The following is a 15,555-nucleotide window of genomic DNA, read 5'->3' on the forward strand; positions in this document are numbered from 1 at the left end:
AGGCGACCCCAAAGGGCCGCCTTTTTTTCAGTTGATTGAAGACTATTCCGCCGCGACGGCGTCTGCGATCTTTTCGACGCGAATTGCCGAGAACTTGAACTCGGGGATCTTGCCATAAGGATCGATGGCCGAGTTGGTCAGGATATTCGCCGCCGCCTCGACATAGGCGAACGGGATGAACACCATATCTTCGGCAATCGCCCGGTCGGCCCGCACCATGATTTCAATCGAACCGCGGCGAGTAGTCAGACGAATCATATCGCCCGGCTCAATCCCCATCAGTTTCAATGTACGCGGGTTCATCGAGCAGTTCGCTTCAGGTTCCACGGCATCCAGAACGTTGGACCGGCGCGTCATCGACCCGGTATGCCAATGCTCCAGCTGGCGCCCAGTGGTGGCGATCATCGGGTATTCATCATCCGGGGCCTCATCCGGTGGGATGACACTGGCTGGCGTGAACCGGGCGCGACCATCCGCACGTGGGAAACCATCGCCGAACACAATCGCCTGACCTGGGTCTGTCTCGGACAGTGACGGGTAAGTGATCGTCTCCGTCTCAAGCCGTTCCCACGTGATGTTGTCGAGCGAATTCATCGTCAGCTTCATCTCAGCAAAGACCTGAGAAACATCGGAATAATCCCAGTTCAAACCGATCCGCTGCGCCAGCTCAACGGTGATCTTCCAATCCTCGCGCGCCTCACCCGGAGGGGTCACGGCGGGCCGCACACGCTGTACCTGACGGTTGGTGTTCGACACGCTGCCGTTCTTCTCATAGAGCGCTGAGGCGGGCAGAATGATGTCGGCATAGTTCGCCGTTTCGGTCAGGAAGATATCCTGCACGATCATCAGTTCCAGCTTGGCCAGTGCGTCGCGCGCGTGATTCACATCGGGGTCGGACATGGCGGGGTTTTCCCCCTGGATGTACATACCCTTGATGTTGCCCGCATAAGCCTGATCGATAATCTCGGTGACGGTCAGCCCCTTCTCGTTCGAGAAGTCGTCCGAGTTCCAGACATTGTTGAACTTGGCGCGAATGCCGTCATCCGTCACGGTCTGGTAATCCGGCAGGAACATCGGGATCAGACCCGCGTCCGAGGCGCCCTGCACGTTGTTCTGACCACGCAGCGGGTGCAGACCCGCGCCGGGTTTACCGACATTGCCGGTCATCAGCGCAAGACTGATCAGACACCGCGAGTTATCGGTGCCGTGGATGTGCTGGCTGACGCCCATGCCCCAGAAGATCAGACCGGCCTTGGCCTGCGCAAAGATGCGCGCGACACGTCGCAGCTGATCCGGTTCAATGCCACAGATCGGCGACATTGCTTCGGGCGTGAACTGGCGCAGATGCTCCTTCTCGGCCTCCCAGTTCTCGGTCCAGCGGTGGATGTACTGGCTGTCGTAGAGCTCCTCTTCGACGATCACGTTCATGATCGCGTTCAGCATCGAGACATCTGCCCCCGGACGGAACTGCAGCATTTCATCCGCAAACTTGCGCATCCCAACGCCGCGCGGGTCCATCACGATCAGCTTGCCGCCGCGTTTGGCGAACTGCTTGAAGTAGGTTGCCGCAACCGGGTGGTTTTCGATCGGGTTCGAACCGATGATGATCGCCACATCCGCGTTTTCGATCTCGTTAAAGGTTGCGGTCACAGCACCGGAACCGACGTTCTCGATCAGCGCAGCAACGGACGACGCGTGGCACAGACGGGTGCAATGGTCGACATTGTTGTGCTTGAAACCCTGACGGATGAATTTTTGGAACAGATAGGCTTCTTCGTTGGTGCATTTGGCCGAGCCAAAGCCTGCAACGCTGCGCGGGTCTTCCGCGCGCAGAGCTTTCAGCTTGGTGGCGGCCAGATCCATCGCCTCTTCCCAAGTCGCCTCGCGGAAATGGGTGTCCAGATTGCCTGGGTCGACGTTCAGACCCTTCGCTGGCGCATCCTCACGACGGATCAGCGGCTTGGTCAGGCGGTGCGGGTGGTGGATATAGTCAAAGCCAAAGCGACCTTTGACACACAGTCGGCCTTCGTTTGCCGGGCCGTTGATGCCCTCGACATACTTGACCTTGCCGTCCTTGACCTTCAGCGAGACTTTGCAGCCCACACCGCAGAACGGGCAGACGCTTTCGGTCTCGGAATCATAGTCCTTGCTGTCGCCCTTCTGCTGGTCGTCCAACACTGTGGCGGGCATCAGGGCACCGGTCGGGCAGGCCTGAACGCATTCACCACAGGCGACACAGGTTGAATCGCCCATCGGGTCGTTCTGGTCGAACACCACCTGAGCGGTGTGTCCGCGACCGGCCATGCCGATCACGTCGTTGACCTGCACTTCACGGCAGGCGCGAACGCAAAGGTTGCAGTTGATGCAAGCGTCCAGATTGACGCGCATCGCAACGTGGCTGTCATCCAACAGCGGGATTTTCTCGGCCTCTTTCGCTGGGAAACGGCTGTCGCTAACATCGTTCAGCTTGGCCATATCCCAGAAGTGGCTCGACGTGTCGTGCGCCTCTTCGGGCTGGTCGGCGACCAGCAGTTCCATGACCATGGCACGCGATTTCTCGGCGCGGTCGCTGTCGGTCTTCACAACCATTCCGTCCGCGGCAGGACGGATGCACGAGGCGACCAGCGTGCGTTCACCTTCCACCTCGACCATACAGGCGCGGCAGTTGCCGTCCGGGCGATAGCCCGGTTGCGGCTTGTGGCACAGGTGCGGAATGGTGAACCCCTGCCCCTTTGCGGCTTCCCAGATGGTCCAGCCCTCGGGCACGGTGACATCTTCGCCGTTCAGGTTGAAGGTGACGGTCTTGTTTGGGCTTGCATCAAGCATGGCTCTGTCTCCTTCAGATTTCGTCAGCGAAATGTTTCATGACCAGACGGATCGGGTTCGGGGCCGCCTGCCCCAGACCGCAGATCGAGGCATCGCCCATGACCTGACACAGGTCTTCCAGCAGGTCCTGATCCCATTTGCCGGCTTGCATCAGCTTGACCGCCTTTTCGCAACCCGCCCGGCAGGGCGTACACTGGCCGCAGCTTTCGTCTTCGAAGAAGCGCAGCATGTTCAGTGCCGCATCGCGGGCAGTGTCCTGATCGGACAGAACCACAACCGCAGCGGACCCGATGAAGGTGCCATGCGGTTGCAACGTGTCGAAATCCAGCGGGATGTCATCCATCGATGCAGGCAACAGACCCGAGGATGGACCACCCGGCTGATAAGCCTTGAAGGTCTGGCCCCCGGCCATGCCTCCGGCTGCCTCGATCACGTCCAGAATGGTCGAGCCAGCGGGCAGAAGGTAAACGCCCGGCTTTGCGACACGACCCGAGACCGAATAGCTACGCAAACCCTTGCGACCGTTCTTTTCGGTGCTGTTAAGGCATTCAGGCCCTTCACGGCAAACTTTGGTCACCCAATAGAGCGTCTCGACATTGTGCACCAAGGTCGGACGGTTAAAGACCCCAACCTGCGCCACGAACGGAGGACGATGACGCGGCAGTCCTTTTTTGCCTTCGATCGACTCGATCATCGCGGATTCTTCACCGCAGATGTAAGCGCCAGCACCACGGCGCAGGTCGATATAGCCTTCTTCGACGATCCCGGCTTGTTCGAGCGCGGTAATCTCACGACGCAGGATTTCCAGAACTGCCGGGTATTCGTCGCGCATATAGATAAAGCAGGTCTCTGCCTCGACGGCCCAAGCGGCGATCAGCATCCCTTCGAGGAAGACATGCGGCGTGCGCTCAAGATAGTAGCGGTCCTTGAATGTCCCGGGCTCGCCCTCATCGCCGTTGACAGCTAGATAACGCGGGCCTTCATTCATGCGAACAAAGCCCCATTTCTTGCCCGACGGGAAGCCAGCGCCGCCCAGACCACGCAGGCCCGAGGACAGTACGTCTTCCTGCACCTTCTCCCAATCGCCGCCCTCGCGCAGCTCTTTCAGTTTGGCGTAGCCACCTTCGGCCTCATAGGCCGCGAAGGTTTCGTAGTCGGGCAGGTGCGCATGGGTGTCATCGGCAACAATAGCGGCCCGCACTTTTTCGGGGGTCGCGTGGTCGATGTGGTTGTGACCGATCTCCAGCACTGGAGCGGTGTCGCAGCGTCCCATGCAGGGCGCACGGACAACGCGGACCTGCGAGGCATCCAAACCGTCTTCCAGCGCTTTTTGCAGCTGCTGGGCACCTGCCATTTCGCAGGACAGCGAATCGCACACACGGATCGTCAACGCCGGAGGAGGCGTTTCACCCTCTTTCACTACATCGAAATGGGCATAGAAGGTTGCGGTTTCGTAAATCTCAGCCTGCCCGATCCGCATCTCAACCGCCAGAGCGGCGATGTGGTCGGCGCTGATATGGCCGTGTGCGTCCTGAATCAAATGCAGAAATTCAATCAGCAGGTCGCGACGTCGCGGGCGGTCACCCAACAGTCGTGCAATTTCCGCTTGTGCCTCGTCCGAGAATTGACGGCCTTTGGGTGTGTGCCGCCCCTTGCCTTTACCTGACTTCCAGACGCCCTTTGGCGCGCCTGATGGCTTGGTGTCTAATGGTGCCATGATGCCCTCCGATTGAGGCCCCGTGTCTCATCAGACTAGCATATCGTCAAATCGCATATTTCAATCGCACGATAACGACAGTTTATCACCGCAAAGACGCCATCACTGTGCGTAAGGCCGCGACCGTGGGCAATTCCGGGTCACGAGTGAGCGTGGCCAGACAAATCGGCTTGCTCACCACGGGTTCGATCAGGGACAGCACCCTTGTGTCCTTCAGGTCGCCCAGCGCCCGCACCAGCACGTGTGGAATCACGGTGGCCGCTAGCCCCTCGCGTGCCATGACCATCGAGGCTGTGAATCCGCTGGTCTCGGCCACAATATCCGGGTGCAAGCCCTGTTCGGCGAATATCCGATCCAGAATCCGCCGGTTCTGCATCTGAGGTTCCAGCAGGCTCAGGGGAAACTCGGCCACGCGGGCCCATGGGATCGGGCCTGTCTCATCGGTCATATGCGAGGGGACCAATAGGACATAGGTTTCTTCGTACAAGCGCTGCACTTGCCGTAGATCGGTACCGATACTGTCGCCATAAGTGATGCCAGCATCCAAACTTCCTTCGTCCAACCGGTGCTGAATGGCCGTTGCAGACATTGTTTCAATCCGGGTCACGATACGTGGATGCGCATCGCGCAACCGCTTCGTCAGACGCCCGGTGAAGGCAATCGCTGTAGGGATCACACCCAAAATAAGCGTGCCGGTGATCTCACCCTTTGCAGCGAGCACCTGTTGTTCCAAAGCCTTGGTGTCGTCGAGAATGCGCCGCGCGCGCTGGACAATCATCTCGCCCTCTTCGGTCAGCCCCTGAAATCGGTTTGCGCGGCGAACGATGGAGACACCCAGCCGATCCTCCAGGTTTCGGATTCGCATCGAGAACGCAGGCTGTGAAATCCCGCATTCCTCAGCTGCCTTGGCGAAATGACGATGCCGCGCCAATGCGCTGAGCAATTGCAGGTCGCGGATTTCGATCATCTAGAGCTGTCTCAGGTATCAGGTCAAAATCCAAACTAACCACATTTCTGCACAAGAGAAATGTGCGAGATGCGAGCATCGTCAATTTGTTGGCTGCCACAGGATCGGCGCTTCAGATACATGCAATACTCGGGTGGTTGAGCCTGCCGAACTGCTGTTCCAGCCCAAATGAAACTAACAGGATCGCATCTTGCCACCTGAGCGGTTTTGACACTTCGCCATAACGCGCGATATGCCGGTTTAACAACAACATAGAACCGAATTATTCCATGAACCTTACGAGAAACCAAATTGAGGACTTCTTGGTGCGTGAATGCGTCGATTTTGATCCTCTCAATTCCAAAGAAGGTGGTGAGGTTGTTCAATGCTGGCATCAGACATTCGCCGGGAACGTAAAGAAATCAACCGGTTCCTGGATTCACAATCGCTTTCGCTGGCATGGTTTCAGTTACGGGTTTCAAATCGCGCGGGCGGGCGATGACGCTTTAAATGCCTATGAGAACCAGTGGCCTGCCGCGTATGTTATCTTTGATGAAGATATCAAATGGTCGTATCGCTGCGTCTCAGAAACATATCCAGATTTCACATCTTTTGGCGCGGATATCTACGTAGCCCACCACAACATGAAGTGGACAATGGCATTCACACACGAGCAACCCGATATCGGCCCGTTCTTCGCAGAAAACCCGAGGTTATAAGCTGAGCAGTGACTGCTTTGGTGGCTTCTCAGGTGTTGAACAAAAAGTGCATCACATCGCCATCCTTGACGATGTAGCCTTTCCCTTCGGCCCGCATCTTACCCGCCTCTTTGGCACCTTGTTCGCCATTGGCAGCGATGTAGTCGTCATAGGCGATAGTCTCGGCACGGATGAAACCCTTCTCAAAGTCTCCGTGGATGACACCTGCGGCCTGTGGTGCGGCGGTGCCGGTGCGGATGGTCCAGGCCCGGGCCTCTTTCGGGCCGACGGTGAAATAGGTTTCCAGCTTGAGCAGGTCGTAACCGGCACGGATCAGACGGTCGAGGCCGGGCTCTTCCAGACCCATTTCCTCTAAGAACATCTGTGCCTCCTCGTCTTCCAGAAGGCTGATCTCTTCCTCGATCTTGGCACTGATAATGACATGAGCATTACCTTGCGCGGCAGCCATCTCAGCGACTTTGGCAGAGTACTCGTTGCCTTCGGCGGCCTCTTCTTCGGACACGTTGCAGACATAAAGCACCGGCTTGGTGGTCAGAAGTTGCAGCATTTTCCATGCCTTGGCGTCTTCATCAGACACTTCAACCAGACGCGCTGGCTTGCCGTTTTCCAACATCTCCTGCGCCTCGGCGAGCAGGCGGTCCTGCTGCTGTGCCTCTTTGTCATTGCCCTTCAGCTTGCGCACCAGATTGGCGCGACGCTTTTCGATGCTTTCCAGATCGGCCAGCATCAGCTCGGTTTCGATCGTGTCGGCATCGGCCACCGGATCAACGCGGCCATCCACATGGGTCACGTCACCATCTTCGAAACAACGCAGCACATGGGCGATTGCGTCGGTCTCGCGAATGTTTGCCAGAAACTGGTTGCCCAGCCCCTCACCTTTCGAAGCGCCCTTCACCAAACCAGCGATATCCACAAAGGTCATGCGCGTCGGGATGATCTGTTTCGAGGACGCAATCGCCGCCAGTTTATCCAGCCGGTCATCAGGAACGGCGACATCCCCCACATTGGGTTCGATGGTGCAGAACGGGAAATTCGCCGCCTGAGCTGCCGCAGTTTTGGTCAGTGCGTTGAAGAGAGTCGACTTGCCAACATTCGGCAAACCCACGATTCCCATTTTAAAGCCCATGACGGCCTCCTGATACCATTCGAGCGCCGCTTCTAGGCAGGTCCGGTGCAATGCGCAAGGCAAAGTGCCTGAACACAGCCGCGAGTCTATTCTGCCACATCACAAAATCGACATCGCTTTGTGTTCTTGCGTCCATTGAAAACATGCACCTACATTCCTCAATAAAACCAATACCAACGAACGACGGACATAGTAGGTAAAAATGAAATCCCTTGTTATTCTGGCTTTTGCGCTGACAGCCGCTACTGCAGCACAAGCCCAATCCATCATTTTCGGAGCAGGCTACGCAGATTATTCCAGCGCTCAGAGCGAAGATCAGGCGATTGTTTCGCTGGAATACCAGCATCGCTATTTCTACGAAGCGACCCGTTTCAGCGCCACCTGGGGTGCGTCCCTGTCTGTTGATACCGACGGTGACACGCATGTTGGCGCGGGCCTGATCGGGCTTTACACTTTTGCGGACCGTTGGTTCATCGAGGGCAGTGTCATGCCGGGATACTATAGTGAATCCAACGAACTGAATGATCTGGGCGGCAGTTTTCAGATACGCAGCTTACTGGGCCTTGGCTATACGCTGGAAAGCGGCAACAAACTGTCTGCCGCTATCACTCATATATCCAACGCCAGCACGCAGGAAGACAACCCAGGTGTAAACGCACTTTTGCTGAGATACCATTACGCCTTCTGATCGGAAGCCCACCAAGCGGGATTGATTTTCAGCGAAAGTTTCTGCACATCAGGTCCAAACCCGAGTGCAAGGATTTCCGATGACCCGTATTGACGCCAAATTCGACGCCCTGCAAAAGCAAGGCAAAAAGGCATTTGTAGCTTATGTCATGGCCGGAGATCCCGACTATGACACTTCGCTGGAGGTCGTGAAGGGTTTGCCCGGCGCAGGTGTCGACGTTATCGAGTTGGGCCTGCCCTTTACCGATCCCATGGCCGATGGCCCGACCATTCAGGCTGCTGGCCAACGGGCGTTGGATGGTGGAATGACATTGCAACGCACTCTGGATTTGGCCCGCGCCTTTCGTGAATCCGATGACACCACACCGATCGTGCTGATGGGATATTACAATCCGATCTACAGCCGAGGTGTCGAGAAATTTCTGGCAGATGCAAAATCAGCGGGGATCGACGGGCTGATCGTCGTCGACCTGCCCCCCGAAGAGGACGAAGAGCTTTGTCTGCCCGCGCAAGCTGCAGGGCTGAACTTCATCCGCTTGGCGACGCCGACGACCGATGACCAACGCTTGCCTCGCGTACTGCAAAACACATCCGGATTTGTGTATTATGTATCGATTACCGGCATAACCGGTGCTGCCGAAGCGCAGGCAACCGATGTTGGGCCCGAGGTCGCTCGGATCAAAGCTGCAACTGATTTGCCCGTGATCGTCGGTTTCGGCATCAATACGCCAGAAAAGTCTCGCAACATCGCGAGTGTATCCGATGGCGCGGTAGTTGGATCTGCCATTGTCAGCCAGATCGGTTCCGGAAAACCGGTGACCGAGGTTCTGGATTTTGTCAAAACACTGTCAGATGGCGCGCACTCCGCCTAACAATTTCTTTCCATTTTCAGATGGTTCTTCACCGCAGCAAGCGCGCCGCCTACTGCGGTGTTTTTTTGTTTTGACCACGCGGCAACCAACCGCAGCAAGCGGGCATTGCAGTGTTTCAAAATAATTGGTAAAGAAACTTAACCAATCCTGCGAGAACCTGATCAATGCCAGTCATTACCAATATCGAAGACCTCAAACGGATCTATGAGCGTCGCGTTCCGCGCATGTTTTTTGACTATGCAGAAAGCGGCAGCTGGACCGAACAAACCTTCCGCGAGAACACGTCGGATTTCGAAGATATCCGCCTGCGCCAACGGGTCGCCGTAGACATGACAGGGCGCTCGACCGCATCGCAGATGATCGGGCAGGATGTATCCATGCCCGTTGCATTGGCTCCGGTAGGTCTGACAGGAATGCAACACGCGGATGGCGAGATCAAAGCGGCCAAAGCCGCCGAAGCCTTTGGTGTACCCTTCACACTGTCGACCATGTCGATCAATTCGATCGAAGATGTCGCTGAAAACACTTCGGCCCCTTTCTGGTTTCAGCTCTACACCATGAAAGATCAGGACTATGTCGGGCGACTTATCCAGCGCGCGAAGGATGCGAAATGCTCGGCCCTTGTCATTACGCTTGATCTGCAAATCCTTGGCCAACGACACAAGGACCTGAAAAATGGCCTATCTGCGCCGCCAAAGCTGACCCCCAAAACCATCGCCAACCTGATGACGAAATGGGCCTGGGGCATCGAGATGCTAGGTGCCAAGCGCCGAGAATTCGGGAATATCGTCGGTCATGTCGATAGCATCACAGATACACGCTCGCTCGGCACATGGACCGCCGAGCAATTCGATCCCAGCCTCGACTGGGGCAAAGTCGAGAAGCTGATGGAACAATGGGGCGGCAAGGTGATCCTTAAGGGCATACTCGATGCCGAGGATGCCAAAATGGCTGCCAAGCTGGGCGCAGATGCAATTGTTGTCTCAAACCATGGTGGACGGCAGCTGGATGGCGCGCTCAGTTCGATCCGGGTTCTGCCCGAGATCATGGATGCCGTCGGCAGTGATGTCGAAGTGCATCTGGATAGCGGCATCCGTTCAGGGCAAGACGTGCTGAAAGCTCTGGCGCTTGGGGCCAAGGGCACCTTTATTGGTCGCGCCTTTGTCTATGGGCTGGGTGCAATGGGTCAGAAAGGCGTGACAACGGCATTGGAAGTGATCCAGAAAGAGCTCGATACAACGATGGCACTTTGCGGTGAACGTAACGTAGCCGATCTTGGGCGCCACAATCTTCTAGTCCCCGAAGACTTTGGCGGTCGCTGGCAGGCTTGATCCTACGCCCCCCACGTAGATGGAGACGCCGCATGGCCGCCCATTGAGCGTCTCGTTCAAGGTACTTGCAGCCAGATGAAGCAGAGGATCCGTCCTTCATCTGGCCGTAAATACCTCGGAGCGCGAGGCAGAGCCACGCAAAAATCCTCGGGCTACAAAAAGCCCTTTCCAAACCAACTGAATCAAGCTAAGGACGCGGCTTCACGCGGGCATACAGCCTTGGAGGATGCCCGCCCTAACATTGGAGAATTATCATGGCTGGAGAGATTCCTGATCTCGTAGCTCTGGAACGGACGGGGACAGGCAAGGGCGCCGCTCGTCAAGCACGCCGCGATGGCATGGTTCCGGGCATTGTTTTTGGAGGCGATAAAGAGCCGCTGCCGATCCAGATCCCGTTCAACGTACTGTTCAAGCGCCTGAAAGCAGGCCGGTTCAAGTCGACCCTGTGGAACCTGAAAGTCGAAGGTCACGAAGACGTGCGCGTCATCTGCCGCGATGTCCAGCGTGACGTTGTCAAAGACCTGCCGACCCACCTGGACCTGATGCGCCTGCGTCGGACCACCAAGATCGCGCTGTTCATCCCCGTTGAATTCATCAACGAAGAAGAAGCCCCCGGTATCAAAAAAGGTGGCGTTCTGACCGTTGTCCGCCCCGAGGTTGAACTGCTCTGCACAGCCGGTGACATTCCTGAGAAGATCACCGTTGATCTTACTGGCATGGAAATCAACGACGTTGTCACCATCTCTTCGGTTGTGCTGCCTGAAGGCACCAAGCCCACCATCGATCGTGACTTCGTGATCGCCAACGTCTCGGCACCCACCGGTCTGTCGACCAGCGACGACGAAGAGGGTGATGAGGAAGAAGTGGCTGCAGATGAAGTTGAAGTCATCGGCCAGGAAGAAGAATAAATCCGGATCAAATCCAGATTTGAAACGGGGCGCCATCTGGGGCCCCGTTTTCTTTTGCGTGTACGGGGCTGGAAAACATCCCCTGATCCATGCAATGAGATAACGACGCGAGACTGTAAGGGACAAAGCGATGAAACTGTTTGTCGGTTTGGGAAATCCGGGATCAAAATACGCTCGCAACCGGCACAATATCGGCTTCATGGCGTTGGAGCGAATTGCCGAAGATCACAACTTTGGTCCGTGGAAGTCCAAGTTCCAGGCTGAAATTGCCGAAGGACGTCTAGGCGGCCAAAAAGTGCTGTTGGTTAAGCCGCAAACCTTCATGAACCGCTCTGGCCAGTCAGTAGGAGAGGCAATGCGCTTCTACAAGCTCGACTCGACGGACGTGACCGTCTTTCATGATGAGCTGGACTTGGCACCCGGTAAAGTGCGCGTTAAGGCAGGCGGTGGCCACGCAGGCCATAACGGGTTGCGGTCGATCCACGACCATATCAGCCCGGCCTATGATCGCGTGCGGCTGGGTATCGGTCATCCGGGCCGCAAAGAAATGGTCTCGCCTTATGTTCTAAGCGACTTTGCAAAGGCGGATGCGGACTGGCTGGATGACGTGCTGCGCGGCGTCTCGGACGGTGCCACCTATCTTGCCGATGACGAAAGCGGGAAATTCATGAATGCCGTTGCCCTGCGCACTGCTCCGCCTAGATCATCGAAGCAGCCCACTAAACCTGATACGCCCCCCAAAGCTGCCGCCGAAGCCGTTTCAGCGCCCGATGAGCGTTCGGCCATGCAAAAGCTGCTGGATAAATTCAGATAATCATTCCGCAACGTTGCGCTTGCGCAAAGCCTCAGGCCAAAGTCCAATGTCAGAGGAAAAGGGAGTTGTCGAATGAAAACAGCGCTCAGATGGCTGCTGCGTATCCTGTTGACCTTAGCATTGGCAGCGGCGGTTGTCGGATTTTGGAAACGCGAGGAAATCCAGCGCCTGATGGCGGTGAATTCGCTGTTTTCAGAAGAAAAGATCGTCCACAACTTTTCGCATATGGACGAAGCCTTTCTGACGGTCACTCTGCCGCGTGGCAATGGCCCGACCTGGGAGCTGCCGTATGGGCCTGGCTTCGATCTTCCCGTTGGAACAGACCAGTGGATAGAAGATCGCTCGGTAACATCCCTGTTGGTGATGCAGGACGGAGAAATTCGCTTCGAAGAATACTATCTGGACACCGGGCCGGATGATCGCAGGATCTCCTGGTCAATTGCTAAAAGCTACCTGTCTGCCTTGTTCGGTATTTTGCTGGATGAAGGCGCGATCAACTCGCTCGACGATCCGGTTGTGCAATACGCACCTGACCTCAAGGGCAGCGCCTATGAGACCGCCACGATCCGCAACGTGTTGAACATGGCCAGCGGCGTGACCTTTGACGAGGATTATCTGGACTATAATTCCGACATCAATCGCATGGGCCGCGTCGTGGCGCTGGGAGGTGAACTGGACGACTTCGCGGCTTCGTTGAAGGACAGTTTCGTCGCGCCGGGTGAAACATGGCAATATGTGTCGATCGATACTCATGTGATCGGAATGGTCATACGGGGGGCAACAGGACGCAGCGTTGCAGAGTTACTGACCGAGAAGGTGATCGCACCGCTGGGATTGGAGCGAGAAGGTTACTATATCACCGATGGAGCAGGCGTTGCATTTGTTCTGGGTGGTCTCAACTTCACAACGCGCGATTTTGCCCGGTTCGGGCAGTTGATTTTGCAGGATGGCGAACGCGATGGACGGCAGATTGTACCCGCGGATTGGATCGACGCCGCTACTTGGCCAAGCGCACCGACCGAACCGGGCAAGATAGGGTATGGCTATCAATGGTGGATTCCGATCGGTGCCCATGAAGGTGAATTCATGGCGCGGGGCGTGTATGGGCAGTACATTTACTTCGACCAGCCACGTGGTGTTCTGATTGTCACGACGGGCGCAGACCGAAAGTTCCGCGATCCAGGTGTCGGTGAGCAGAACATAGAAATGTTCCGCAAAATTGCGCGAAGCCTGTAAGATACCATCATGCAGAAGCAAGACAGCATCAATGTTCTGGGCGGCGTGCTCGCGCCCTGTTCGCGCAAACCATTAACCGGTTTCTTTCGCGACGGTGCCTGCAACACCTGCCCCGAGGATCAGGGAAGCCATACGGTCTGCGCCGTGATGACGGCAGAGTTTCTGGCATATTCGAAATATGTCGGAAATGACCTGAGCACACCCCGGCCTGAATTCGATTTTCCTGGGCTCAAGCCTGGTGATCGCTGGTGCTTGTGTGCGGGGCGCTTTTTGCAAGCCCATGACGAGGGATGCGCGCCCAAGGTGCACCTTGAAGCCACGCACCAGAGGGCGCTGGATATCGTACCTCTCCATATTCTAAAAATGCAACGCGCTGAAGACGAGCACTAGATGGCGATCGCCCGATATCCGCGAGACGTGCGCGACGGCGGCCCGGTTGGAAAGCCATGCTCGGCCTGCAGGTCCCAGCCCGAACGCGCGAGCATCTCCGCCACAATATCCGGTCGATAGGTTCGGTGCCGCCATTGGAACCAGATGATCGCATTACACCAATGTGGCTTGCTGACAACCAACCAAAGCGTTGCACCCGGTTCAGCCAGATCGCGCATGCGGCGCAAAGCATCTGTCGGATCAACGCAATGCTCCAGAACATGCGCAGCCAACAGGCAGTCAAAACGGGATGCCGGATGGAACTCTTCCAAGCGCGATTGGACAGTCTCGGCGTTTCCACCGCGCCGTTGCAACGCTGACCCTGCCAGTTGCAGCATTCGGGCCGAAGGTTCCAAAAGCGTCACATGCCCTTCGCGCCGGATCACGGCGCGTGCTTCGGCAAAGGCTCCCGTACCGCACCCGATATCCAGTGCGTTACGGCCCAATTCGACCTGCGGGTCCGAGGACAGAAAACCCAGATAGGCATCGAAATACCCCAGCAGACGCATCTTGTCTGCCCAGCTCGGGGCGGCCTGATCGTATTTCTGGTCAAGTCGGTCGGGTCCGGCCTTTGAGGAAACACTGCACATGCAATGCAAACTGGCACAGTTCCTCAAAGGCGCAAAGCCTGTTAGGCCTAATCAGTCCGCTGCGCGACCTTCGGTATCCGACATATCAAAGTTCAGGTACCGTGCGACGGTCTGCACATCTTTATCCCCCCGGCCACACATATTCATGCAGATCAGGTGGTCCTTGGGCAATTCCGGCGCGATTTTCATAACATGCGCCAGCGCATGGCAGGGCTCCAGCGCAGGGATGATACCTTCGGTGGCGCAGCACAACTGGAACGCTTCAAGCGCTTCTTTATCCGTGATCGAGACATAGTTAGCGCGACCGATGTCGTGCAGCCAGGAATGCTCGGGGCCAATGCCCGGATAGTCCAGACCGGCCGAGATCGAATAGCCTTCGAGAATCTGCCCATCATCATCCTGCAGCAGATAAGTGCGGTTGCCGTGCAGCACGCCCGGACGACCTCCGGTCAATGAGGCGCAATGCTCCATCTTCTCGTTAACCCCCTTGCCGCCCGCTTCAACACCGATGATATTCACATCCTTGTCGTCGAGAAACGGGTAGAACAGGCCCATCGCATTCGAACCACCTCCGATGGCGGCGATGATGGTGTCGGGCAAACGGCCCTCGGCCTTTTGCATCTGTTCCTTGGCTTCCTTGCCGATGATCGACTGGAAGTCGCGTACCATCGCCGGGTAAGGATGCGGGCCAGCAACGGTGCCGATGCAGTAAAAGGTATCGCGCACATTGGTCACCCAGTCGCGCAGAGCGTCGTTCATCGCATCTTTCAGCGTACCCCTGCCGGATGTCACCGGGATCACTTCGGCTCCCAGCAGGCGCATACGGAACACGTTCGGGGCCTGACGCTGAACGTCATGGGCACCCATGTAGACAATGCACTTCAGGCCGAATTTGGCGCAGACGGTGGCTGTGGCCACGCCGTGCTGCCCTGCCCCGGTCTCAGCGATGATCCGGGTCTTTCCCATGCGCCGCGCCAGAATGATCTGGCCCAGCACATTGTTGATCTTATGCGCGCCGGTGTGGTTCAGTTCGTCACGCTTCAAGTAAATCTTTGCGCCGCCCAGATGTTCGGTCAGGCGTTCCGCGTAGTAGAGCGGCGAAGGGCGACCCACGTAGTTTGCCCACAGATCGTCCATCTCGGCCCAAAATGTGGGGTCATCCTTGGCTTTGTCATATTCCTCTTCCAGTGACAGGATCAGCGGCATCAGCGTTTCGCTGACAAAGCGCCCGCCGAAGATGCCAAAGCGGCCTTGTTCATCGGGGCCGGACATGAAGGAATTAAAAAGATCGTTGGCCATGGAAGTCTCCCTCGTCGTACCCGATGTTCATAGGAGGTGATGGAGTGATTTGCCA

Annotated in this window: 14 protein-coding genes; 8 read left to right on the top strand and 6 right to left on the bottom strand. The window is 56.8% G+C overall.

Going from position 1 to position 15,555, the window contains the following annotated elements:
- Positions 1-42: 42 nt before the first annotated feature.
- From fdhF to ACR0BI_RS07630, 3 genes are all read right to left on the bottom strand, one after another.
- The gene (gene fdhF / locus ACR0BI_RS07620; RefSeq protein WP_480561138.1) at positions 43-2,826 is read right to left on the bottom strand and encodes a formate dehydrogenase subunit alpha; all 2,784 of its coding nucleotides are present in this window, start codon (positions 2,824-2,826) and stop codon (positions 43-45) included.
- Between the two features lie 13 nt (positions 2,827-2,839).
- Positions 2,840-4,543 (bottom strand): NAD(P)H-dependent oxidoreductase subunit E, encoded by a 1,704-nt coding sequence (locus ACR0BI_RS07625; RefSeq protein ID WP_480561137.1) that lies wholly within the window; start codon positions 4,541-4,543, stop codon positions 2,840-2,842.
- An 85-nt stretch (positions 4,544-4,628) separates the two neighbouring features.
- Positions 4,629-5,510 (bottom strand): LysR family transcriptional regulator, encoded by an 882-nt coding sequence (locus tag ACR0BI_RS07630; protein ID WP_480561136.1) that lies wholly within the window; start codon positions 5,508-5,510, stop codon positions 4,629-4,631.
- Positions 5,511-5,779: 269 nt separating this feature from the next.
- On the opposite strand from ACR0BI_RS07630, the gene ACR0BI_RS07635 reads away from it, so the two are divergent.
- On the top strand, positions 5,780-6,208 hold the full coding sequence (locus ACR0BI_RS07635) for a DUF4275 family protein (RefSeq protein WP_480561135.1): 429 nt from the start codon (positions 5,780-5,782) through the stop codon (positions 6,206-6,208).
- 28 nt (positions 6,209-6,236) lie between these two features.
- Here ACR0BI_RS07635 and ychF read toward each other — a convergent pair whose 3' ends face one another.
- Positions 6,237-7,334: a redox-regulated ATPase YchF gene (gene ychF / locus ACR0BI_RS07640; protein WP_480561134.1), complete on the bottom strand. Its 1,098-nt coding sequence runs from the start codon at positions 7,332-7,334 to the stop codon at positions 6,237-6,239.
- Between the two features lie 202 nt (positions 7,335-7,536).
- Between ychF and ACR0BI_RS07645 the strand changes: the two genes are divergently transcribed.
- The 7 genes from ACR0BI_RS07645 to ACR0BI_RS07675 all read left to right on the top strand — a co-directional run bounded on the left by ACR0BI_RS07645 (position 7,537) and on the right by ACR0BI_RS07675 (position 13,572).
- Positions 7,537-8,022 carry an acyloxyacyl hydrolase gene (locus tag ACR0BI_RS07645; protein ID WP_480561133.1) on the top strand — a complete coding sequence of 162 codons (486 nt, stop codon included), beginning with the start codon at positions 7,537-7,539 and terminating at the stop codon, positions 8,020-8,022.
- Positions 8,023-8,101: 79 nt separating this feature from the next.
- Positions 8,102-8,893: a tryptophan synthase subunit alpha gene (trpA, locus tag ACR0BI_RS07650; protein ID WP_170404505.1), complete on the top strand. Its 792-nt coding sequence runs from the start codon at positions 8,102-8,104 to the stop codon at positions 8,891-8,893.
- Between the two features lie 164 nt (positions 8,894-9,057).
- Positions 9,058-10,224 carry an alpha-hydroxy acid oxidase gene (locus tag ACR0BI_RS07655; RefSeq protein WP_170397492.1) on the top strand — a complete coding sequence of 389 codons (1,167 nt, stop codon included), beginning with the start codon at positions 9,058-9,060 and terminating at the stop codon, positions 10,222-10,224.
- A 254-nt stretch (positions 10,225-10,478) separates the two neighbouring features.
- Positions 10,479-11,132 (top strand): 50S ribosomal protein L25/general stress protein Ctc, encoded by a 654-nt coding sequence (locus ACR0BI_RS07660; RefSeq protein ID WP_170397494.1) that lies wholly within the window; start codon positions 10,479-10,481, stop codon positions 11,130-11,132.
- 130 nt (positions 11,133-11,262) lie between these two features.
- Positions 11,263-11,946 (top strand): aminoacyl-tRNA hydrolase, encoded by a 684-nt coding sequence (gene pth / locus ACR0BI_RS07665; protein ID WP_170397497.1) that lies wholly within the window; start codon positions 11,263-11,265, stop codon positions 11,944-11,946.
- Between the two features lie 72 nt (positions 11,947-12,018).
- Positions 12,019-13,182 (top strand): serine hydrolase domain-containing protein, encoded by a 1,164-nt coding sequence (locus tag ACR0BI_RS07670; RefSeq protein WP_170564595.1) that lies wholly within the window; start codon positions 12,019-12,021, stop codon positions 13,180-13,182.
- 9 nt (positions 13,183-13,191) lie between these two features.
- Positions 13,192-13,572, top strand: a complete 381-nt coding sequence (locus ACR0BI_RS07675) for a DUF2237 family protein (RefSeq protein WP_170397502.1) — start codon at positions 13,192-13,194, stop codon at positions 13,570-13,572.
- On the opposite strand, the gene ACR0BI_RS07680 is transcribed toward ACR0BI_RS07675, so the two are convergent.
- Positions 13,569-14,201, bottom strand: a complete 633-nt coding sequence (locus ACR0BI_RS07680; protein WP_170663901.1) for a class I SAM-dependent methyltransferase — start codon at positions 14,199-14,201, stop codon at positions 13,569-13,571. The genes ACR0BI_RS07675 and ACR0BI_RS07680 overlap by 4 nt on opposite strands.
- A 51-nt stretch (positions 14,202-14,252) precedes the next feature.
- Positions 14,253-15,500: a tryptophan synthase subunit beta gene (trpB, locus tag ACR0BI_RS07685; protein WP_170397508.1), complete on the bottom strand. Its 1,248-nt coding sequence runs from the start codon at positions 15,498-15,500 to the stop codon at positions 14,253-14,255.
- Between the last annotated feature and the right edge of the window lie 55 nt (positions 15,501-15,555).

The sequence above is a fragment of the Ruegeria sp. E5 genome, from assembly GCF_056534105.1.

Coding starts and splice junctions, on each gene's coding strand:
- ACR0BI_RS07675 (WP_170397502.1), top strand. CDS start 13,192: ATGCAGAAGCAAGACAGCATCAATGTTCTGGGCGGCGTGCTCGCGCCC.
- trpA (WP_170404505.1), top strand. CDS start 8,102: ATGACCCGTATTGACGCCAAATTCGACGCCCTGCAAAAGCAAGGCAAA.
- ACR0BI_RS07625 (WP_480561137.1), bottom strand. CDS start 4,543: ATGGCACCATTAGACACCAAGCCATCAGGCGCGCCAAAGGGCGTCTGG.
- fdhF (WP_480561138.1), bottom strand. CDS start 2,826: ATGCTTGATGCAAGCCCAAACAAGACCGTCACCTTCAACCTGAACGGC.
- ACR0BI_RS07645 (WP_480561133.1), top strand. CDS start 7,537: ATGAAATCCCTTGTTATTCTGGCTTTTGCGCTGACAGCCGCTACTGCA.
- pth (WP_170397497.1), top strand. CDS start 11,263: ATGAAACTGTTTGTCGGTTTGGGAAATCCGGGATCAAAATACGCTCGC.
- trpB (WP_170397508.1), bottom strand. CDS start 15,500: ATGGCCAACGATCTTTTTAATTCCTTCATGTCCGGCCCCGATGAACAA.
- ACR0BI_RS07655 (WP_170397492.1), top strand. CDS start 9,058: ATGCCAGTCATTACCAATATCGAAGACCTCAAACGGATCTATGAGCGT.
- ACR0BI_RS07630 (WP_480561136.1), bottom strand. CDS start 5,510: ATGATCGAAATCCGCGACCTGCAATTGCTCAGCGCATTGGCGCGGCAT.
- ACR0BI_RS07670 (WP_170564595.1), top strand. CDS start 12,019: ATGAAAACAGCGCTCAGATGGCTGCTGCGTATCCTGTTGACCTTAGCA.
- ACR0BI_RS07660 (WP_170397494.1), top strand. CDS start 10,479: ATGGCTGGAGAGATTCCTGATCTCGTAGCTCTGGAACGGACGGGGACA.
- ychF (WP_480561134.1), bottom strand. CDS start 7,334: ATGGGCTTTAAAATGGGAATCGTGGGTTTGCCGAATGTTGGCAAGTCG.
- ACR0BI_RS07635 (WP_480561135.1), top strand. CDS start 5,780: ATGAACCTTACGAGAAACCAAATTGAGGACTTCTTGGTGCGTGAATGC.
- ACR0BI_RS07680 (WP_170663901.1), bottom strand. CDS start 14,201: ATGTGCAGTGTTTCCTCAAAGGCCGGACCCGACCGACTTGACCAGAAA.